Source organism: Anaerolineales bacterium (assembly GCA_015075725.1).
Classification (GTDB): domain Bacteria; phylum Chloroflexota; class Anaerolineae; order Anaerolineales; family Villigracilaceae; genus Villigracilis.
In genome coordinates this window covers 3,456,406-3,480,205 of the sequence record JABTTV010000001.1, presented here as the reverse complement: position 1 = coordinate 3,480,205, position 23,800 = coordinate 3,456,406, and the positions used below count along the sequence as shown (strand labels likewise).

Annotated in this window: 12 protein-coding genes; all 12 read left to right on the top strand. The window is 46.6% G+C overall.

The window, feature by feature from the left end; genetic code table 11:
• Positions 1–22: 22 nt before the first annotated feature.
• The 12 genes from HS100_16820 (at position 23) to HS100_16765 (ending at position 23,800) form a co-directional block, all read left to right on the top strand.
• Positions 23–3,055: an exodeoxyribonuclease V subunit gamma gene (locus HS100_16820; GenBank protein MBE7435581.1), complete on the top strand. Its 3,033-nt coding sequence runs from the start codon at positions 23–25 to the stop codon at positions 3,053–3,055.
• Entirely contained in the window at positions 3,055–6,342 is a 3,288-nt protein-coding gene (locus HS100_16815; protein MBE7435580.1) for a UvrD-helicase domain-containing protein, read from the top strand. The genes HS100_16820 and HS100_16815 overlap by 1 nt, the downstream gene beginning before the upstream one ends.
• 171 nt (positions 6,343–6,513) lie before the next feature.
• Positions 6,514–8,382, top strand: a complete 1,869-nt coding sequence (locus HS100_16810; protein MBE7435579.1) for a TerB N-terminal domain-containing protein — start codon at positions 6,514–6,516, stop codon at positions 8,380–8,382.
• 1 nt (position 8,383) lies between these two features.
• The gene (locus tag HS100_16805) at positions 8,384–9,718 is read left to right on the top strand and encodes an ATP-binding protein (GenBank protein MBE7435578.1); all 1,335 of its coding nucleotides are present in this window, start codon (positions 8,384–8,386) and stop codon (positions 9,716–9,718) included.
• 1 nt (position 9,719) lies between these two features.
• A complete protein-coding gene (locus tag HS100_16800; GenBank protein MBE7435577.1) occupies positions 9,720–11,939 on the top strand; it encodes a DEAD/DEAH box helicase in 2,220 nt (739 codons plus the stop codon).
• A gap of 53 nt (positions 11,940–11,992) precedes the next feature.
• Positions 11,993–12,877 carry a hypothetical protein gene (locus HS100_16795; GenBank protein ID MBE7435576.1) on the top strand — a complete coding sequence of 295 codons (885 nt, stop codon included), beginning with the start codon at positions 11,993–11,995 and terminating at the stop codon, positions 12,875–12,877.
• 115 nt (positions 12,878–12,992) lie between these two features.
• Entirely contained in the window at positions 12,993–13,589 is a 597-nt protein-coding gene (locus tag HS100_16790) for a winged helix-turn-helix transcriptional regulator (protein ID MBE7435575.1), read from the top strand.
• Positions 13,582–14,664, top strand: a complete 1,083-nt coding sequence (locus HS100_16785; protein ID MBE7435574.1) for a hypothetical protein — start codon at positions 13,582–13,584, stop codon at positions 14,662–14,664. The genes HS100_16790 and HS100_16785 overlap by 8 nt, the downstream gene beginning before the upstream one ends.
• The gene (locus HS100_16780; protein MBE7435573.1) at positions 14,657–18,109 is read left to right on the top strand and encodes a hypothetical protein; all 3,453 of its coding nucleotides are present in this window, start codon (positions 14,657–14,659) and stop codon (positions 18,107–18,109) included. The genes HS100_16785 and HS100_16780 overlap by 8 nt, the downstream gene beginning before the upstream one ends.
• Before the next feature lie 8 nt (positions 18,110–18,117).
• On the top strand, positions 18,118–20,889 hold the full coding sequence (locus tag HS100_16775) for a DUF3962 domain-containing protein (protein MBE7435572.1): 2,772 nt from the start codon (positions 18,118–18,120) through the stop codon (positions 20,887–20,889).
• Positions 20,890–21,141: 252 nt separating this feature from the next.
• Positions 21,142–21,315, top strand: coding sequence for a hypothetical protein (locus HS100_16770; GenBank protein MBE7435571.1), 174 nt, complete (start codon positions 21,142–21,144; stop codon positions 21,313–21,315).
• Positions 21,302–23,800 (top strand): AAA family ATPase, encoded by a 2,499-nt coding sequence (locus tag HS100_16765; protein MBE7435570.1) that lies wholly within the window; start codon positions 21,302–21,304, stop codon positions 23,798–23,800. The genes HS100_16770 and HS100_16765 overlap by 14 nt, the downstream gene beginning before the upstream one ends.

Sequence of the window (23,800 nt, the reverse complement as noted above, 5' to 3'; positions counted from 1 at the left end):
CCGGAAAGATAAGGGAGATACCATGCCGACACGTTTGATTGTTTCAGCCCCTGCCACAGGCAAAACAAATGCCTGTATCGACGATATTCGCGTCGTACTTGAAAAATACCCGCTTGCCAAAATCCGTGTGATCGTCCCGGATCGTTTGCAGGCTGCCTATTTCCGCCGTCGCTTGTCGGCCAGCGGCGGATCAATCGGTGTATACGTTGGAACATTCAACGACCTGTATAAGAATATCCTGGAAAAATCTGGCGGATATGTTCCTGTTGCCTCGAATGCGCTCCTGCACCGCATTGTTCAGGATGTTGTGGATACAACCCCATTGGTTCATTATGCAACCCTGCGGACCCAGCCGGGGTTCATTCTTGCCTTGCAAGATGTCTTTGCTGAACTCAAACGCGCCCTGATCTACCCAGAAACTTTCATCAATTCTTCAAAAGGTACATCACTCGCCCAACAGGAATTGGCACAGCTGTATGTCGCCTATCAGACAAAGTTGCGAAATATGGGATGGGCGGATTTTGAAGGGCTGAGCTGGCTGGCTGTCGCCGCCCTGGAAGAGTCCCCAAACCTGATGGAAAATTCAATGCAACTCCTGGTAGTGGACGGCTTTGACTCCTTCATCGGAACACAAAGAAGGATATTACAGCTTCTGGAGAAATTCACCAACCTGCTGATCACCCTACCTGGTGATGTCACATTTTCCCGAACTGCACATAGACGATTTGCTCGCACCTTTTCCTCTTTGCAAAAAGAATTTTCACTGGAACTCTTAATAGATAGTTCAACAAACTTTCTTCCCGCCGATATTGCCCATGTGGAAAGCCATCTTTTTACGTCCATCCCCACTTCCATCATAAAACCCATTCAACCCTTCCTGCGGGAACTACGCTCGCCTGCTGAAGAGTCCAGGGAAGCTCTGCGTTGGATCAAGTCCCTTGTCATACGAACTGCCATTCCTTTACAGGAGTGTGCGATCTTTGCGCCAAACCTTGATCAATATCGATCCTATCTGCACAGCGCGGCACTTGAGTTCGGAATGCCAGTTCATTTCACTCAAAGCGACTCTCTCACTACGTCTCCGGCCATCACAGCACTTCTCCATCTATTGAGCCTGCCAACACAAAACTTCCGAACTAATGCATTATTCAAAGTGCTGCGATCCCCCTACTTTTCCTTTGGTCTGCCCTTGGAAACAATCGACTCGCTGGAACAAATCAGTCACATCGGGATGGTTGTTGAAGGGCGGGAACAATGGAATGAAATATGGGAGAGACTCTCCCCATCCGGCACAAGCAGCCCTTTTGATCTCGACGATGAACGCACACTAAAAAAGCTTCCGCATGGGATAGCTATCCAAGCGCTCCAAACCCATCTCGATGATTTCTTCCAAATGATCGCACCACCGGAAGACGTTCGTTCGCAGACGGAATGGACACGTTGGCTGGAAGACCTGCTGACCAATCTTCATTTTCATGAAAATAGCAACGGTGAACAAGATGAAATTGCTTTGGAAGGATTCCGAGAAGCGCTTCGTGCCCTGGTAATGAGCGAATCCATTGTGGGTGCTCGTGTGGTGGACTATCAACAATATCTCTCCGACCTGCAAAACACGCTGGCGGGCAGTGCACTCTCCGAACCATCTGCTCCGGGCACTTCCATCCTGATCGGAAATATTCGTGAAGCACGCGGCTTGCGCTTCAAGGCAGTAGCGATCCTTGGTCTATCAGAGGGGCTCTTTCCATCTGTAGAACGCCCTGATCCTTTCCTGCCTGAATCATTGCGGGAGGAATTGGGACTGGACTCGCGTTTGGAACGTGAACAGGGTAGTTTGTTCTATCAATCAGTCACCCGCGCCGATGCCCATCTCCTGCTGACACGCCCCTATCTTTCAGAAGATGGTGAACTGTGGGAAGCCTCACCGTATTGGAACGCGGTGGAATCATTGTTTGAAAAAAACACCACCGTACAAAAAATCCGTCCGGACGATTCGCGCCCTCTTACGGATGCTGCCTCATCTCAGGAATTGTTGTTCTGGGCGGTCCGGCGCAAAGGCTTGCCTCAACATTATGCCGACCTTGAAACACGCTGGCATCAACTGCAACACGCACGCGATGTGATCCAATCCCGCCGTGCCAAACTTGCCGATGGAACCTACGAAGGCGCAACTCATGATTTGCAAACGGAACTTACCAAACGGTTTGCGTCCGAGAAGGTTTGGTCCGCTTCGCGACTGGAAACCTATGGCACTTGCCCGCAGATGTTCTACGTTAAAACCGTACTTGACCTAGAGGTAACTGCACTCCCATCCCTGGGATTGGACATTGCCCAGGTGGGTTCGATCCTGCACAAGGTCCTGGAAGAGGTATACCGAACTGCCAATAATCCAGAGGAAGTCGATTCAGTGCTGAAGCGTCTCCCCGAAGTCGCCAAATCGGTCTTTGCCACAGCGCCACAGGATTTTGGCTTTCGTCCCTCCGAGTTGTGGGAACTCGAACAGGACCAATTCATTGCGATGTTGGAAACCACAATTGTTGCACTTGCTAAAGCCTCGGACGGCTGGACACCAATGGCATACGAACAAGCCTTTGGGATCCAGGACACTCCTCCCTTGGAGATCGAGTTGGATGGAGAAAAGGTGCTATTGCGAGGCTTGATCGACCGCATTGACCAGGATGCAGGCGGGAATCTGCGCGTTGTTGATTACAAGACTGGCAGTTCTCACTTATCCAAAGAAGATCTGATGCACGGCAGGCGTTTGCAACTGCCGTTGTATGCCCTCGCTGCAAAAGAAGCTTTGAAGTTGGGTGAACCTATTGAGGGAATGTATTGGAAAATTCGAGCTGCAGAATCCGGTTCTTTGAAGCTTTCCACCTTCAAGTCTGAAACGGGCGAAGGCGTTGAAACTGCGATTCAAACCTCAAAAGAGCACCTCACCCGCATCCTGAAAGGCATCCGCGCCGGCGACTTTCCTCCCGTCCCACCCAAAGGCGGCTGTCCCGAGTATTGCCCCGCCGCGCAATGGTGTTGGCGTTATCAAAAGGGAGGCTGGTAATGGCTGAGACTCTAGCACAACGGGTAGTCAACACCTTTGGTTTGACGAAGGATCAGCGTACATCCGCATTAGAGCGCGGAAAAAATATTATCGTAACCGCCGGAGCTGGCAGTGGTAAGACCCGCACCCTAGTCGCAAGGTACGCGTCCTTGTTGGCAGATGGGCTTTCCCCACGTCTGGTGGTGGCAATCACGTTCACGGAAAAGGCTGCCCGGGAAATGCGATCGCGTTTGCGCGGGGCATTGCTGGACCTGGTATCCAAGGCGGATACCTTGGATGAACGTGCCAATTGGACATCCCTGAACAACCAAATGGATTCCGCCCGGATCGGCACCATCCACAGTCTGTGCGCCGAGATCCTGCGCGCCCATCCCGCCGAAGCCGGGGTCGATCCACGTTTTGATGTGATCGACGAGGGATTGGCAAAGACCCTCAAGAAGCAATTGGTGGAAACGGCTGTGATCGGTATGGTTTCCCAGACAGAATACAGATACTTGTTTCAAGCGTTGGGAACTCAGGGAGTACAAGACCTGCTTGCCACCCTGCTGGACAAGCGACTGGAAGCAAGTGAGATATTCGCATCTGCCCTGGATGGCGACACCATCGTGCGATCTCATCTTGAAGACCGGTTTCATGCTCCAGCGGTCATGGATTGCATCAAGAAATTACGTGGTTTCACAGAACGACAGGTATTCGATGACGCGGGCGATAAACTCGCCCCACAGATCATCAATCTATTGAAGGAATGGGAAAGTGCAGAAGAAGCCTTTGCAAAAGGAGACATCATTGCCTGCACCCAACACCTATATAAAGCCCGCCGTGACTATCTGAAAAAAGGCGCGGGCAAAAAAGGCAGGGTAAAGGAAATCCATGCCGACCTGCAGACGTTGTATGATGAATTTCTTGACCCCTTGATCGGCGGCGCCAACTCCAAGGATGAACCGCCTAGCGCTGAATCCGAAGCGACCTTCAAGACAATCCTGCCCCTGGTCGAAAAAAGTTTTGAAGCCTTGCATCAGGCTTACCGATCCGAATTACAACTGCGCCACGCGCTCGACTTCGATGACCTTGAATATGGTGCAATGTCCCTGCTCCAACAAGATGCGATTCGTGCTGTCTGGCAGAATGAAGTGCAGGCCCTGTTGGTGGATGAATTTCAGGATACCAACCCGCGCCAGCGAAACATTGTGGATGCACTGGCAGGCACAGGTGGTCGGCTTTTTGTGGTGGGCGATGACCGTCAAAGTATCTATCGGTTCCGTCGTGCCGATGTCACTGTCTTTCGTGAAGTGCAGTCGCGGGCTCGCGCCCAGGGTGATCTGGTCCTTGATCTGGATATCACCTACCGCGCCCATGAGTCCCTGTTGGATGCCACCGGCAACCTGCTCGCAGGTGTGATGGGAACAGAAGATCGTCCAGGGCAACCCTTTTATGTTCCATTCCGTCCGTTGAACGCGCATCGCAAGGCAAAACCAGATCATATCTCCGATCCGCATATCGAGTTCATCCTGGGCGCCGGGGAGGATGCCGAAGATGCCCGTCCCATAGCGGCGCAAGCCCTTGCCCAGCGCCTACTCAAACTCCGTGAAGAGGGACAGATCCAAAGTTGGGATGATGTTGCCCTGCTCTTTCGCGCCTCGACCGGATATACCTGGTATGAAGATGCCTTCGAAGATGCCGGCATTCCTTTCGTTACGGTGGCAGGACGGGGATTTTACGAACGTCCTGAGATCCGCGATATCCTGAACATCCTGCGCGCCCTGGCGGACCCTGCCGATGACCTCGCAATGGCAGGTTTGCTGCGATCCCCCGCGTTCGGTTTGAGCGATTCCGCGCTGTATCTCTTGCGTCATCACGGAGAGAAGAAGTCATCTTTTTGGAACGCCCTGCGTGAAGATAATTCGTACCTAAACGAATCAGATCAAGCCTGCACCAGACGAGCGGTATCCATCTTGAATGATCTCCTCCCGCGTGTGGATCGCGAATCTGTGGCAGACCTGCTCAAGGAACTGGTTAATGCAGTTGATTACCGCGCCGTTCTTGCCATTGAGGGTGAAAGCGGTTCAAGTGGACGACTGTGGCGCAATCTCGACAAACTGCTCGCTGATGCTCAGAGTAGCAGCTTGGTCAGTGTGCGTGATTTTCTGGAATATCTCATCACCCTCAACGATGCCGGCGCCCGCGAGGGAGAAGCCCCTGCTGATGCGCAAGGCGCCGTGCGTCTGATGACCATCCACAAATCCAAAGGGCTGGAGTTCCCCGTTGTAATTCTGGCGGATGCCACCCGCACCACCATGAATAGAAGTGACCCAGTTTATCTTCTGCCGGAGATGGGCTTGTCCATCCAGATAAAACCGGAGCCGATGCTGTATCGTCTCTCCAAACAATTGGATGACCTGCAAAACGAAGCTGAGTCTGGACGCCTTTTGTATGTCGCCATGACTCGTGCCAGGGATAAGTTGATCGTCAGTGGGCATGTCAGCCAGGGCAGAAGCAAGATTGCCGGCTGGATGAAGGAGCTATGTGGGATTTTGGAAATCTCTCCTGATGAACTTCTTGACGAAACAGGACTCTACTCTCAACCCAAGACTGCCCAAAAACATCCCGTCCTGGTATGGTGTTCACATGGGCAGGGTGCGCAGTCCCAAACGGAGGCGCTTACTCCATCTGCATTACCAGCAGAACCACAGGCACCGCCGCTGTATAAGCCCATAATCGATCCTGTACAAATTTCCATTGAAGCGGATGAGGAAACCGTTCGACGCGTCTGGCGTGTGACCGAGCCGACATTACATGTACCACCCAGTGTGATCGGACAGATGACACATAAAGCCCTGGAACTCTGGCTGCATGTGGACGACTCTCTCCTAATTCCCCTGATGGAATCTCTGGCTCTGGACGCCGGGCTTGCGACCGAAGAGCAGCGCGTCGAGGCGGTGCGGCGTGTGCGTGAGTTGATCGAGCGCTTCTGTGCCCACCCGTTGCGTGAAGAGATCGAACAGGCTGATGAACGTCACCATGAGGTGCCGTATACCCGCATGAATGGAGACCATACCGAGACGGGATATATCGATCTGCTCTACCGCAAGGGAGACGAGTGGTTCGTGTTGGACTTCAAGACCGATGCGATCCACTCAGAAGAACAGTATAAGGAATTGGTAGCGACGTATTCCAGGCAACTGGAACGATATGCCAGTGCCATCAAGCAACTATTTGGGCAGGATGTGAAGTTATCGCTTTGTTTCCTGGACAACAACGGGCGAACGCATATCGCGAATCAATCCTAATCATTAGCGGAAATATTCATTAGACAAATCAGCCTCCCTAGCCTACAATAACAGACAATCAAGAAACCCTGTTTAGGCACGCCTTTCTTCATTGTGGAGATAACAACCATTTTATTTTTTGAGATTGGAACCGCCCTGCGGGGAGTTCAGAAACAAATTGAGTAGTAGTGTATGCCAAAACGAAAAAGAAAATCCAATCAAGGTTGCTGTCTGGTTTCGTTGGTGCTTTGGCCGTTCCAATTGTTGGAGAGTCTTGTTAATTCCCTCAGTTCTCCGAATACCACCCCACGACCTCAGACAACACAGAGGAAGAAGATCGCGCCTGCCAATACCAAAAGGATAACAAGCGCGGATCGGTTTGTAGATGTTACGCCTGCCGGGAGGCAAGGCTATACGCCTTCCATAGGCGTCACCATCACCTATGAAAACAGGGGGACGAGCTTTGTAAAAGAAGCGCAAAAATTGAAGGGTAAGAAGGAAAATTTTGCCAATCATGTGCCTTTCAAATGTTACTGGCCAACCTACAGTGACATGAATGGCTCGCAGCAACAATGGTACTTTTATTGGAGATCCCAGACCCGACAGAATACATTCCATCCCTGTGACCTAAGTTACATCTTCATCCATGTATATGAGATCTTGAACCTGGTCGAAACGCCCGATCCAATTCAGGCGGCTGAAAGAATTCGTATCCTTTGGCTGGCATATCGCGAAAAATATCCAAACCTGGACCGCTACCTGCCAGATTGGGGAGGCGATCTTCTGGCTGTAAAAGTTGGTGGCGCCCAGGCATTGGCATGGTGGGAGTCCATCCTGAACGTGGATGGGGTGGATATTCCCGATTCCATTGTCAATATCATTGTGGAAAAAGCAATCCGCGCCAATGGCGTCGATGCGCTTCCTTATAAGATCTGGTCCCTATTGTCCGACTACCAGCCACGAAACAAGTTTTATCAAAAGTACAACACAGATCACTTCGTCGATCTTTCCTATGAGAAAGCCATCAAAGTCGCCAACGCTCACTACCTCAAAACAACCGGAAAATCTTTAATCGACCAGTTCGTATCAGAACGTGTTCTCAATTATGAGAAACCTGTCTTTGCCTCCGCCTTAATCGGTTTTTCCCATCCGGCTTCCGCACGTCTGGCGACCGGGAGGGAATATGCCGGTTCAACACGGTTGGCAAATAACATCACATCCATCATGAAGTATGCCGAAAACATCCTGAGAAAACAGTTGAAGTTCTCGGCAAAATTATCCGGCATTGAACTACCCGCCGACCTTGCCCAACAGCTGGATCTGGCGTTCCAACAGGAAAAGACCCGTCCCAGAAAACCTGAACCCATCAAGATCACCATCGATCACGAGCGAGTCGCCTCGCTGCATGAAGAGAGTCGGGTGGTAAGCGAGATGCTGGCTACAGAACAGGTCGGTGCAGAAAAGGAATTGCTGACCGATCTTGAAGAAACCCGTACCTTATGGAAATCTCTGCAATCCTCTGAGCGGATGGTGCTTGCCGGATTGCTTGCGAAGGAATGGAACACATTCGAACAGATCAAAATCGTCCTGGGCATGGAACTGGAACAAGTTTTCGTGCTTCTGGAATCGATCAACAAGAAATCGTTGAGTGTGCTTGGCGATAAAATGGTATATCAAACCGCCGATGCCATCCACCTGGCAGAGGATTTTATGGACGAATTGGAAGTTGTCGTAAAGGAGATGCCTCCCAGCCAGGATGACGCCTCTCAGGAAGGCATGGATGAACCCTTCAATCCGTGGGTGCAATTCTTTGACGCACTCGACCCCGTGGAAGTGGAGATCACGAAACTTCTTGGAACAGGCGGACAATTGGAGGAAACAGAACTTGATGTCATTGCCAGGACTCACAATGCAATGGGAAACGCGGTCATGGATTCATTGAATGAAAAGGCGCAGGTACACATTGGGCAACTCCCCTTTTACCTGGATGGGACAACCTGGTTTGTGGAGGAGGAATATCTCCCGCTCCTGCGCGGACATCTTGGACTTGAGGTGAAATAATATGTCGATCACAAAACGCGAAGCAAAAACAATCCTGACTTCATTAAGCGCCGGTGTGGTTCCCCGAACGGGTCTTCGGCACATCTCCGTCGGACGCCTGTCGGAAGTGGCTGCCCTCAAAAGCGACCTGGATCATAACCGGGAGGGCGGCGCGACCGTTCGTTTTGTCATTGGCAGATTTGGCAGTGGTAAAAGTTTTCTACTACAGCTGATGCGCACCTATGCCCTGGAAAGCAAGTTTGTGGTGGCGGATGCGGATTTCTCTCCCGAACGCAGGCTCTTTGGTTCCGGGGATGAAGCCATTGCCACCTATCGGGAATTGATGAAAAATCTCTCGACCCAGACACGCCCGGATGGCAATGCGTTGCCAACGATCATCGAACGCTGGATCTCCGGCATCCAAACCAGTGTCGCCACAGAGAGTGGTCTGGATCACGGCTCCCCAGAGTTCGTCAGTCAAGTGAAAAGCCGGATCCTCAGCACGCTCAACGACATGCAGGAACTGATCCACGGTTTTGATTTTGGTTCCGTCCTGGCTGCCTACTATCAGGGATATGCAGAAAACAATGAAGAATTGAAATCCAGCGCCCTGCGCTGGATGCGCGGGGAATATGGCACCAAGACAGAAGCCTACGCCGCCTTGAAGATCCGAACGATCATTGACAGCGATAACTTCTATGATTATCTAAAGGTGTTTGCCATCTTTTTCCGGAAGATCGGCTACAGCGGCTTCACGGTCTGTTTGGATGAAGCGGCTTATCTTTACACGATCACCAACAGTGTTTCCCGAAAAAATAATTACGAGGCTATCCTCTCGATCATCAATGATTGTTTGCAGGGCAAGGCGGCACATATTGGCTTTATCTTTGGCGGAACACCCGAATTTCTGGAAGATCAACGTCGCGGGTTATTCAGCTATGAGGCATTACGCTCCCGTCTGGCAGGTAATCGTTTTCTCGGGGAGGGATTGCAGGATTTCACCGGACCAGTTATCAAGTTATCTTCCCTAACCGCGGAAGAGATTTTCGTCCTGCTCCAAAAGATCCGCGAGATCCACCTAAGCCAGGCTGCAGCTCCGGTGAAAATGACAGACCAGGATATCCATGCCTACATGGAGGAAACGCTGCGCAGGATGGGCGCCAGGGAATTTACCACGCCGCGTGAACTGGTGCGTGAGTTTGTCAATCTATCGAATTTGCTGGACCAGTATCCGGAGAAGACCTGGCAGGAAATTGTCATGGGCTTGCCGGCACCGAAGGAAGACCAGCCGCAAGATGTTTCAATCCCAAAGGATGAAGATCCATTAGATCGTTTCAGCGATTTCAAAGTGAGCTGATATGTCTTCCCCAAATGCATTTGATCGGCTCGCTCCCTTTGTACAGGAATTTGTCTATCGTCTTGGTTGGCAGGAGCTTCGGGAACTTCAAGCCCAGGCGATTAACGCGATCTTTGACAGCGAGAACGATGTCCTGATCACAACCGGCACCGCCAGCGGCAAGACCGAAGCGGCATTCCTTCCCATTCTGAGCCTGATCGCCCAGGAGCCAATGGGATCGATCAAAGCGTTGTATATCGGTCCGCTCAAGGCGTTGATCAACGATCAATTCCGCAGGCTCGATCTATTGTGTGAAGCAGGCGATATTCCTATCCACCGCTGGCATGGCGATGTGGGCAGCAGTCAAAAAGCCGACCTCATCAAGCAGCCGGGCGGGGTCCTGCAAATTACCCCCGAATCCATTGAGAGTCTATTTGTCAACAAAACCAATCACCTGCATCGTTTATTTGGCGGTTTGCAGTTCATCGTAGTAGATGAAGTCCATTCCTTTATGGAATCGGATCGCGGTGTGCAACTCCGTAGCCAGTTGCAACGCATCGAGAAGTATGCAAAATCCAACCGTCCGAGACGGATTGGTTTGTCCGCCACCGTGGGTGATACGGAGGCGGCAAAGAGGTGGTTAAATCCAACCGACCCCTCGAAGGTGCAGGTCATCGACCCAGATGTCAGCCTGCCCCCAACGAAGTTAAGCCATTTGCATTTTTCTCTTACAAAAGAGGATATCCCTTCCGAACTGCTTGACGATCTCTATGCTCTTACCAAGAACAAACGGTCGCTGATCTTTTGCAACAGCCGTAGGCATGTGGAGGTTCTGACGGCAGAATTGAACCGCCGCAATCAACGCGAACGCCTGCCTGAACATTTCCTTCCCCATCATGGATCGATCAGCAAGGAAATCCGCGAGGACGCGGAAGTCCGCATGCGGGATGATGACCGACCTTCCTCCGTGGTTTGTACGAACACGCTGGAATTGGGGATCGACATTGGTCAGTTGGATCTTGCCGTGCAAATGGACAGCACTCACACAGTGATGTCCTTTGTACAACGCTTGGGACGAACCGGACGGCGGCAGGATGCCAGCCGCATTATGCAGATTTACACATCAGAGATCGAGTCCGAAGCAGGTGATGAATTCTATGAAAGAATTCCCTTCTCCTTGTTGAAGTCATTGGCAATCGTGGATCTCTTCCTCGAAGGCTGGCTTGAGCCGCCCCTTGAGAGAACCGTTGCCTACAATGTTCTCTATCACCAAATGCTTTCCAGATTAGTGGAGACACATGGCAGTTCCCCCAAGGATTTGGTGGGGCATTTCTTAGGCTCGAATGTTTTCCCTGGTGTGACATCGCAGGAATATGCCGATCTACTCAAACATTTGGGAGCTACAGATCATATTGAACAGTTGGAAACAGGCGAGATCATTCTGGGGCTGGCTGGTGAAAAAGTGGTTCGTTCCAGGGATTTCTATGCTGTTTTTACCACTCCGCCGGAATGGGATGTTTTCCATAAGGAACGCATTCTTGGACGGATCAGTCCTCGTCCAGATTTGGCTCCCGGTACTTGCCTCCTCTTGGTGGGCAGGATATGGGAGGTAAAGCAGATATTTGAAGACAAGCAGCAAGTCCTGGTGGAGCCGGCGAAAGACTCCCGCGATGTTATGTTCCTTGGGGCAGGCATCCCTGAAATGCATCCGCGTATTGCTCAGCGTGTTCTGGAAATTCTATTATCTGACAAGACCTTTTCATATTTGGATGCAAATGGGCAACGTGCTTTGGCAGATACGCGCCGGCTCAGTTTAGACTGGGGTATTGGACAAAAGCAGATATTTGAACTTCCTGGAAGTTGGGTGATCTTCCCCTGGACAGGCACACGTTCTGCCCGGACGCTTCAATATTGGTTCCAAGCTTGTGGACTAAAAGCCGACTTCCCCATGATGATGTTTCCCTGGGTTATGACCATTGCCAAGGCAGAAGGTGAAACCAGAGAGCAGTTTACGTCCAGATTGCAGGATGTTGCCAATTCGGGATATGGTTTGGAAGATATTGTCAACATGATCCCGGTCGAGATCCAACGCATCCAAAAATTCGATGAATTTATTCCTGATCATTTGATTGCGAGACGCACCGGACAGGAATGGCTGGATTGGGAACAGGCAAGAAAAGATTTACAAGGTATTATCGTTTCTAATTTATACAAGGATCAAATATACCAAAATGAGAAATAGTCAAGGCAAAATGCTCTGTAGCAATTTTTCTTGCTCAATAGGATTTGAACTTCATGAACATTAATCATGAAATACAAATTAATTACTCGACTTCAACGTCGGAAGATAATTTTTCCGATTTAAATTTGTTATTCGATCTTGCTAATAAAACTACTTCAACATCAACTATTTCTATAAACATGGAGAGAGCAGGATTTATCACACCATCTCGCGCTCTTGGATTAATTCTTGTTTGCCGGCATATATACGGGATTACAAAAAAAAAGGTGTTGCTGAGAAATGTTTCCCGAGAAGTGCAAAAATATTTACAAAGAATGGATATTCCTGTTGGAGCACAAGATTGGTTGGAAATAGAGAATTTAGGTGCAGATGAGTGGGCACGAAATTCACACACCAGTCAATTATTGGAAATGACCAGGATTAGTACAAATTCAGATGTTGAAAAAACTATTGAAAGAGCCGAGAATATTTTTAGTCATTGGCTAAACAAGAGTGCATTAAATAGCTTGTTGGGTTCTTTAAGCGAACTGTGCTCAAATGTCTACCAACATAGCGCTGACAAAAATGGGATTGTCCTAATACAAAAATACGAGAAACAAGCACTAAACGTGGTCAATGTGCAAGTGGCAGTTGGGGATCTTGGATGCGGGATAAGGGGAAGTTTAGAATCGCGCTATGGCCTCATAGCTGGCTCTGCAATTGATTACCTCAAATTGGCTATGGAAGGACAATCAGCCAGAGACACAGGACGCGGTGGACTTGGTTTAAGACGGGTTGAGCAAATCCTGCAAGATAATAACGGTTCGCTTTATTTGCGGTCTCATGACGCTACGGTACTAAGCCACTTTAAGGCGGGTAGGGTATTTACATCTGAGACAGTTTTTTTTCCAGGAACACAAATCGCGCTGGGGCTCAATTTCTCTTTACTGCAAAGCTAATAACACATTTTTCAAGCTTGACTCAACTCAACAGAAGTTGTAAAATAGCCCTATGTGTTCAAGTAAATTACTTGAACGGTCAATACAAACACTTGAATACATGTAGGAGAAAACTATGTTGGACATAAATCTTGGAACGATTTGTAGTGAAGTTGGTATTGGAAACTCTGCTCTCCTGATTACTCGGGAAAAAGGGCAAAAAGTGTATATAGAATTGGTAAAACACATACAGGCTTCTGATCCTGCAAATTGTCCAATCAGGATTATCTTTCCAGAAAATCAACTTATGGATGTGTCCTTTGCAGATGAAGTGGTCATTCGTCTCCAGGAAGGATTAAATAAAGATGCGTTCGGCGAAGGGCAAGGAATTATTTTGTATGGGCTGGGGGACGACTCCATCGAGAATCTGACCGCAGCAGTAAAATTACAGAAGCTCAAAATCGCTTTCATGGTGATAAAACAGACAGGCCAATGGGATTGCATTGGACAATTAGAACAAAACCTGCGGGAAACTCTGGATTTACTTTTCAAACAAGGACAGCTTACGGCGCCAGATTTAGCGAGACAATTGGGGCTGGCGGTGAATACAGCAAGCACGCGACTCAAACGCCTTTATGATATGCATCTCATCCGTAGAGATTTTGAAATTACCGAAAATGGGCTGCAATATATATATATGTTTTGGCCCTTGGAGGAATCGAAACATGATTGAAGCAGACGATGTTCTTGCTAAGATTGCGACAGGGTTATCATTTTTAGGACGACCTGCAATTGAGTTCCCGGAAATCTTGGAACTAGGGATTCGGGATTTGCAAGCACGAAATCTTTTATATGGGGAAAAGCCGTTGCCTGTCAGTCGTTTTGATTTACTTTCTGAGTTTGAATTCCCTATAAAGCAATGGTGGCCGGGCTCGTTACCAAATTGTGTAGAAAACGATGTACTGTTACGGTTTGGGGAGCCCTCAACATTCTGCATGGAATGGGCTTATTCACTACGAGGACTAAACGCTCAAATTGATGAAATTGACGAAAGCGTTATGAAAAAAATACTGGACATCTGCCGGTCAGACCGGTCAAGTTATTATCCACTTTATTTGAAAAGCCGGCGTTTTATAATCGAGAATCCAATTGTTAGGCTCAAGGAAATTATTGATCAGATTTCCCGAGGTAACATTTTGAACGAAGTACAGGATGCCTATGAATCTATTCCTACGGAATGCGTTGAAAACAGTAGAGTCTTCTTATGCCATCATTGCCACGACGCACTGCTTTTGAAAGATGGGCACTTGTATTGCAGAAATTGGGTCATCTGTGAAAAGCACGGGGATTTTTCAAAGGCTAAATCCATCGAGTTCACTACTGACTTGAAACGTCTCAAGCGAGGCATAAAAGCGTATGTCTGTCTCCCCGGTCTACCAGAAATTGAACTGAATAATAAGCTATCTAAGATGAAACTCACAACTAAGTTATGGCCAGGAATTGATGAATATGATTTGCAAATTATCCTGCCTGACGGCAAGGTGTGGGCGGTGGACGTCAAAGCCAGCAAGTCACCGTGGATATTGGGTCGAAGGGAAGCCGAAAAAGGTTTTATCCAGAACTATGCCTTGCAGGATCTGCATTGGGATCGGTCATTCTATGTGATTGAAGATGATTTTTTCTTACCAAACTATGAAAAATTATTCTGGGAAGGTGCATTGTTGACGGGCGCAAGAAAAAGCAGAGTGAACCTTTTATCTATGAAGCAGTTTCTACGCCTAATAAAAAGGGAAGTGAATTATGCGTGATACAAACCAGTGGTGGCGTCCTCTATACAATGACTTGAAGGACTTCTATGAAAAAGGGAATTTGCCGGAGAATTTACCTACACTCTTCCAAACGGAATTTGGCATTTGGCTTGCGTTCACACTAAATTTACTGCCTAAAGACATTTGGGCTGTGTTTGGCATGGCAAATTTCATAGATGGCGATTGGACAGATGACGAAAAAAAGATTATCGCCATTTCCAGTTTTTATATTAGCAATGATCGAAGAAGTTGGAATGAAGACATTCAACGCTACCAAACTTTCGATGCAAAGATCAGGCTTTTTGACTTGGACAACGAAGAAAAGTGTATCAAGCAAATTCCGCCCAATGTTTTGACAAAGAGGCGATTGGAATTTTTTCAAAAACTTGCCACGACACCTCCCCCACTAACCAGATCGGGCAAGGAATTTGCTGAACCCGGCAAAAAATATTTTTATAAAATTAGGACTGCTGATAACCGTAGAGTTATTCGAGAAGTAGTCTTGCCTAATGAATGGGGGCAGTTGACACAAAAACCGGAAAATTTTCTGAATATAAATTTACCTAATCCAGAAAAGATAATGGTTAAGTTTGCAGAACTAAGGGAAATCGCCAGATTCCTTGATGAACTCGAGGCAGTATCCAAGCTTCACCCCCCTCTGATCCCACTTGGTCATTGGCGTGAGAGGCTCGACAATATTGGGTTAAAGATATTTTCACACAGAGGACATCTTAAAGACTCATCTGAGTTACTGCTGGAAAATACTGTACATCTTCCAGGAACATTATCGGTCGGGAAATCTACGCTTGCCTTTTTACTAGCTGTGTGGAGTGTATACAAAGGTTACAGAATAACCTTGATATTGAATGATGTTTCTTCAATCCTCCGGTTTGTCAACGAAATCAATCAGCGTTTATTACACCCAGTTTTACGCCAAAAAACGCACTTGTTTCCCATGATTGAAAAGGCAAATTACGCTCGTTACCAAAACACAATCCGAGGGTCCTCTTTTGCCGTTCCTATTTTGGGCAGGAGCAGTAAAGCGAAACATATCGAGCAGCTTTACCAGGATTCTTATGAGGAAGCGAAACGAAAGAATGTCTCACATATAAATCATTACGGGTGGCATTATCTGAATACAGCTTGCGCCATCGAATCTCATAGCCTTGTCTCTGATGATTATGCTGGCCCTATTCCAGCTGGCGAATTTCCTTGTGAAAAATTAGGGGAGGCGTCCAGTGATGGGAGGCAAATCGCCCAGGATAAATTATGTCCATTGGTCAATATATGTCCTGTCCACCAAAGTTCGCGAGATATTCCAACTGCGCCAATATGGGTATGCAGTCCGGCATCATTGGTTTCATCAAAAATTCCCAGCAACCTGTTGCCGTACAAGATGTCTTACTACGAGCTCGTTTATCGGGCAAGTGATATTGTAGTTATCGATGAATGTGACCAGGCACAATCAACGTTTGATGATATCTTCCTGCCTGATAGCATCCTTGCAGGACCAGGTCAAGGACATCTTCTCAATGACCTAGCACAACGGGTTGCTCATATGAGAAATGATCAACGCAGTCTACCAGACCTAGCTAGTCGAAAATGGGTACGTGCTGTTGAAATTGCAAATTCTGTCACCGATCAAATCTATGATGTTTTAACCGGCCCATCTTCTGGGCAAATTCGCAAATGGATAGGTGAAGGTGTTTTTTGGAACATGAATTTGTTTTCTATGATTACCTGGGAATTGATGGGCATCAGGCCAGAAGATTGCACACACCAGCAAAAACATCAACACGAAGAATGGCTCAATATTCTGGGACAATTTGCATCGGCACCTTTAGATTTTGAGAATTTAGAAAAAGAAGAACTTCTACGCGAGTTGAACCAGATTGCGTCAACGTTGATCGCTACAGGACATACTAAGCAAATTCAAGTCCGGTGTGCTGAATGGGTGCAACTCGCCAGAAAAAATATGCGGGCAAACACCAAAGAGGACCCTCGGCTTGTGTCATTGAATAATGATAATTATTGGTCATCTACCGCCGGGAAGATTGAGTTTGCAATTTTGGTCTGCCTCCTTGATGATCAATTGACTCTGGTTGAGCTTAATTGGTCTGCTGCGCCTCAAGATCTCAACTTGGATGATTACACTTCACTTCAAGACCGCGATCGAGAGCTACGTCCGTTTATCCCAGGGCCACCCACTGGCAGGATTTTTGGATTTCAATACAAGCATGAAAAGTACCGTCCCGTCATTGATGGAATATTGCGGCGTATCCGTTTTGCCGGGATGGGACGCTGGGCAATCATGCATTTCCACGATCTGTTTCTTAGTGTGGATGGAATAAAAGGACCCCAAACCCTCTTGCTCTCAGGGACATCCTGGTCTCCATCATCGCCATTTTTCCATGTACATGTTACCCCAACAGGAATTTTGGAGACAAGGCACGATGAAAAACATGTTACGGATTGGCTCTTCAAGCCTGTTACAACATCAAAGGGTACATATGTTTCCATATCAGGTGCGTTCGGCGATCAACGCCAGGAGCAATTACAAACTGCTGCCCGGCTGATTTCCAGACCGAATCAAACTATCTCACAAGTTCTAGCCGAAATTTCCCATCGTCAACAAAATGGAGTAGTAGAAGTATGGCGAGATAGGCAGCGTATACTTATCCTAACTGGTAGCTATGATGAAGCTTTTACGGTTACTTCAATTATTCAGCAGACTCAACCAAGTTTACATGCTGCCTGCATGAGTCGAGGTGATGAATTACTGGAGTCGGCCCATTCTGGATTTCTAAAAATAGGCACAGGTGAAGTAAACCGCTTTGCTTTGCTTTATCCGGAAAGTAAGGTTCTCGTCGCCCCTATTGATGCAATTGGGCGCGGGCGAAATATCTTAAACCAAGCGGGAAAAGCAGCCTTTGGAAGCATATTCTTTCTGATTCGTTCTCTTCTTCCACCTAACGATCCTTCTGCCGATGCACGTCATCTTATGCATTGGGTTCTCAGCAAGAGAGCTGTCATGGTATCGCGAGAGTTATTTGGTGTGGCCGCGGAAGACTTTCGCAGACAGGCTCGACTGGAATGGTATCGGCTCATGTCCACAAAACAAACCTGGCGGAACATGGAAGACGATGACCGAAATAAGCTTGCTTCAACACTATTCACCAGAGTATGGCAAGCAGTAGGACGTGGTATTCGCGGAAATGTGCCTGTAATCGTTGTCTTTGTCGATTCAAAATGGGCACCTGAGAGCACAAAAGAAAAGTCCGACTCAGCCCGCACAAGTTTATTAATAGCCATGCGTGAGTGCTACGAACAGTTTATACATATTGGACAGACACCAACTACTGCCAACCAAATTGCAACTGCCCTGTATGGTGAGCCCATTCATGGGCTGCAGCAAATACATGGTCTAGGACACGACACTAATTAGGAGGTTTCATGGAAAGCAAACGCACTGCTCGCCCAAGAGGAAATTATTCCACCTATCGTCGCTTTGCATATCACCTGGTTGATGGCAGTATGCCTAGCCAGATTTTGTGGCAGGCAAGGTTTCCTTCGGAATGGGAGAGTGAGTTGAATTCAATCGCTCAGTACATTTCTTCCAAATCCCAAAAATGGTATTTACCGTACCGTTCTCTTGGGAATGTACTTCTCCTCACCATCCCATCCGGCATTACCCCTGGTTTTGATTCCTTATGGATTAACAAAACATCGCTTCGCGCGTTCATTACTGCTGGCGATAATGCACCAGACGCTGCACCTGTCACTACGATTGTACGAGGCTGGGCAAATTTTGAGATGGAACAACTCGCCAACCTGGGAGGTTCTACTTATGCGGAAATTCACAGCCGTCTGAACAATCTATTAAACGGAATGTCACCGTCTCACCTGAAATTTCAAGATTTAAAAATAGACTTGCCCCTTGATCCAAGTGGGCCTGGTGTATCTCCGGAAAACGAAGGTTATTTCTATAAGGCTTTACCTGCCTGGATTGTTAAGCAATTACAAGAAAAAGTGTTTTATATCAGAGATATACCATTTAAGATGATACGAGCCCAACGTCCTGATGGAAAAGGTTTGGAACTGGTGTCTTGGCCTCCGCAACCATTTGGGAATGGCTATCTGTCTTTGGTGCTAACCATCGATGTCCAAACCATACCTGGAAGTACCAATCACCCACTTATCTATCCCAAACTTCATATTCGCAGGTGGGTTCATAAGCCATTGTTGACCAAAACTGCATCCATTCTTCCGGCCAATCAGTCTACAACTGTCATGGTGCGAACAGATATACCTTGGCTTCCTGATTTAGTAGTTGAAAAGCAAGCGTTGGCAGCTACCAGGATTCTCTCGCAAAGGAATTCTGATGGCATCTATTTGCCAGCATGGGATGACAACCTTCCTGATCTATTAAAATTTATTGGCGCTCAGCCTCTCATTTCACCCGAAGAGTTTGCCGAGTCTCCCAATCGTTTTAATACTTCTCCAGAGATGTCGTGCGTTTTGAACAATAAAATAATTGGATGGCTAGGGAAAAGCCCGATTGGAGATGGTTTATTCCCCGGCGATTTGATGATTCTCCACGAACAGGTTGATGCAGAATTAAGGCGCATCGGCCTTGCCCGTGTGCCTGACCAAAATTTGGACAAGCTCAGTCTCGCACGAACCAATAGAAACAAAAACAAGACCATTGTCGCTTGGGAAGAGATTTGGCATTCGGTCCAAGTGGCTCTTAGTTCAAGAAAAAATATTGTGTTTGAAGTCTTTTATCAGTATCGACAGACTGCCGAAGCGATTTGGGCGGAGTTTGTTGACGCATTTGGTATTGCCAACATTGAAAATATCGACCCATTCGAGCCCAAGGGCATTACCGTCCAATCCAGCGGTGGTTATTCAATAACTTTCCGGGCTGTATTGAATAACTACTTATCTGTAGAAATTGGAGTTGGACAGGCCCTAAAAGGCGCGCAATCGGAACTCGTAAATAAAGTAAAAGCAGAACAGGCAGAAATCCCCTTCGATACCGTAGGTTTATCAATAATTGAATTGAAGAATTATTATTCATCAAAAAAACGAAATGAACAAATGCGAGACGCAAAACGAACTTTGCGATTTGCGTTTGCTCAAACTGGTCGTTTGACACAATTTTTTATCCCGGAGGACACAAGCGGAAGTGAAAAGGAAAAGCAAAAAGCTGAAGCGCTTATCAAAACAAAAGCACATGCCGCTGTCTTGGATATTCGTCGTCAACTAGGCTACATGGGCAATGATCTTTCAGAGATGTTGGAAGAAGTGGGATTACAACCTGGGACCCAATTAATTGGATTAAACCTCGAGGTGGAGAATGTTTCCTTGCGATCAAAAAGACTTAGAGAAGAGGCTATATTCTTTCCATCTGCAGTAAAAATAACTGTTGGACAGAAACAAATACTAGCAGCAACGCCTGATGCAAAAGGTGATTCTAGCGCTCTTTCTTGGGAGTCCTATTTCCAAGCCGGATTGAGGCTTGGAACCTACTCTGGTTCTCAATTACATATGGGCATCGGCAATCGTTCTGAGGGTGGGCAAGTGTTAGAACGCTTTATTGAGCAGATAATAGAAATAGAAAAAGATCGACCAACATTGATTTTTGTCCCTTCAAACGGGTGGCGCATCTATTGGGGATGGTTACAGGATAAACTTATAAGTTTCGACCGCATGAAACTTAACAACACTATTTATTTGCCAGCTTCACATGGTTTGGTTGGAGGAAACACACGGAAGATCGAGAATATCCGTGTTATCCGATATCGATTTGGCGAGGTTCCTGCATATTTGACGCTCGACCCAACAAAGGGCTCGGAGAGCCAAGCTGGGTATGGTCATGGTGTTTGCAAAATCGCTGATCGGACTTATTACAGCATCGCCCAAAAGCCTGATTCTTACCAACCATCCTATAACTGGAGCAGATTTTCAGAGACTGCTTCGGGAGGATATAAACACAACGCTCGGATGTCTGCCCTTATTGAGGTCGTTCCAGCTTTTTTGCAGCCAGAGGACGATCCAGATATATATGCACGGGCATTCCACCTCTTGCGCGCTGCCGCATCACATTGGGTAAATGGCTTTACAAGGCACCCCTTACCATCGCATCTCGCGAATAATTTAACGGAAGATTATATTTCAATGAGATCCTCAGTAAATACGGATATTGATGTTGAAGAAGAATGAATCCATACGGTTATTAGGAGCAGTTTCGTCGAATGCGTTGACATGAAAACGAAAAATAAACCCACTGAAACAAAAATCATTCTCTGGTCTATACTTATCACACAAGTCGACTATTATAATTGTTTCATGAGACTTTTTTAGACCGGCGACTAGGCATATAGTGGATGGGAGATATCCACCGACTGCACATATTGGTTGGATGAATAATCAACGCTCATTTAGTTTTGACAACACATCAGCAGGAGTGGCTCAATGACGAATTCTCAAATAATTGAAAAATTTATTCAAGATGTAGAAGACGAAATACTTCGCGAATTGCTGGATATTTACAACCAGTCTCTTGAAATGTCAGACGATGAAAAAGTACAAAGCTTGACAGATAAGTTAGCATCGCTTTTCGAGGAGCGGAACAATGCACCTCAATGAGCTTACTCCACATTTTTTCAGAGCATTTGGAAATAGCGCTCCAATTGTATTTTCAGAAAAAATCACCATCTTTTATGGCGGCAATGGTTCCGGCAAAAGCAGCTTCGCTGAGGCACTGGAATGGCTTTTTTATGGATATACCAAGCGTCGTCGTAAGGGAGATAACTTCAGCAAGAATGAATACAAGGATAGTTATATAAACAAAGGTTGTCCAACAGGTGATGCGCCGTATGTTGAGGCAAATGTTACTTTTCGAGATGGCACTGCTCATATCCTGAAGAGAATAATGAATATTGATGATCGTGGACGCATAATTGAAACCGACATGAAACTTTTCGTTGACGAAAATGAGGTTTCTGATTTCCTCTCATTGGATGTTTCGTCGGATGCTCAATGCCCTGTAGTAGTTCAACATGGTATTCAAGACTTTATTCATGCGCGCCCCATTGATCGCTATCGTACGATTTCCGAAGCGCTTGGACTGGCTGACTTAACAAAATTCAAAGATGTTCTTGAGAAGGCTAAAAATCAATTTAAAAACAACCCTCCTCAAAAAGTGATTGAAGCAAAACAGAAATTAAAACAAGCATCCAAGGATTTGGAAGAAATTCAACTAAATGATATCGCCAAACGCTGGCAAAAGAAAGAAATAGAAGTAGATGAGAATGTTGATTTACAAACCATTATCAGTAAAGCTAAGCAACTTACCGATAGCTTGACAGACAGTGCTGGTGATTTGTTGAAAGACGTTAAGGAACACCAATTGCTCGAGATGAGCAAGCTATTTGACGTGACTCCGTATCGTCCATTGACTAATCAAGATACGATATTACAAGAGATGTCGAAGAAGGTCATTGATCTAGCCCAAAGAAATGACGATTTGTATGCCACAGCAAGCGAATTAGCAAATGTAATGGTTGCAACATATTCCGAAAAACATCTTGAATTCTGGCGACAAGGCCTGGCATTGGTAAATCCGTCAGCCGAGATTAGCGATTCACAGAACGAAGTTGTCGAATGTCCATTCTGTGGAGAAAACACCTTGTCAGCGAGTAAATTGGCTGAGATTCATAGCCGCTCTACGAGTGGTCAAGAATTGGATGAAAAACGGCAGAAATTGAGAGGGGCTTTAACTTTTCTACAGAACGTGGTTATAGCAATTCATGAATTATTGCCCAGGGTTGGGTTTGATGTCATTCCGACTGAAAAAGTTCAGACCCTGAAAAAGATGTTTTCTCGAGGAGAGAAACAGCTTGATGAGTTTGTAAAATATAACAAAGAATGCGTTGAAACACTTGCGGAGATAAAAAGCAGAGTTACGGAGCTTATACAAGTAGTGAAAACATTGCAAAGTCAAGATTTTTCGCCTGAAGAATCGTTAACATCAGTGGAATCTGTCGTTATTCTTGTACGAGAATTGACAAATCTTTTCCCCAAAACAGATATTAGTTTACGAAAATATTCAAAGACCTTCACTGAATTTCAGCCAATTCTGCAAGGGGAACTTTCAGACGAAAAGACAGTCGCAATATTTACTAGTTTGATTAACCTTCTTTCAGTGAAACCACACTTTGATTTAGTGATTCGAGCAAGAAACTTTGATGCAGATATATTAAAATCACAGCAACAGGCTGATGGATATATTTTAGAACGTCAAAGAGAAATGGTTCAAAAAAGAGAACAGGATATCCTTGTCTGGTATGGGTTGCTTTCGCCAAATCCCGATGTGAAATTCACTGGGTTAATACCGGGTAAGGATGAATATAATCTTAAAGCCACTGCTTTTGGTAGAGAATTAAACGCCGCAGCATCTTTGAGTCAATCGCAATTGAATTGCCTTGGCTTGAGCGTTTATATTCCAAGTATCGTAGCGCCTGAGGCGCCATTCGAATTCATTGTTTTTGACGATCCAGTTCAGGCAATGGATGACGAGCACCACGAGTCGTTCCTGATGAAAGTCGTTCCAGAGCTGCTTAGAAATCGAAATCGTCAGGTTATCGTCTTGACGCACTTAAAACCTACCGCAGATCGTTTAAGAAGCCTTAACTACGAACGATCTCCAATTTATTACAAGTTTGATAAACTAACATCTTCTGGACCTAGAATCAAAGAACATATTGTGTTCAAAGATGAAATTGACCAGATTCGTGATTTGTCTGGTGGCGATGAGGAAAACAGAAAATTAGCAGTAGATCGAATAAGGGTTTTATGCGAAATTATCATGCGGGAAGCCCATATAAAAATTAATAATAATTCGATGCCGGACAATCTTCAGAATCCCCGACAAATGTTTCAAGCTTTTCGTAAATTGAATGGTGTAACCGTAGGACATGCAAAAAACTTGGAAGACACGATTGGTTGGTCGGACAAATCACACCATACGGATACCACTTGGCAAGTACCAAATGGTGTGGATATTGAATTACATATCGAGAGATTACAATCAATCATTGGATCGCTTGGACTTCGTTCCGATAGAGAATAA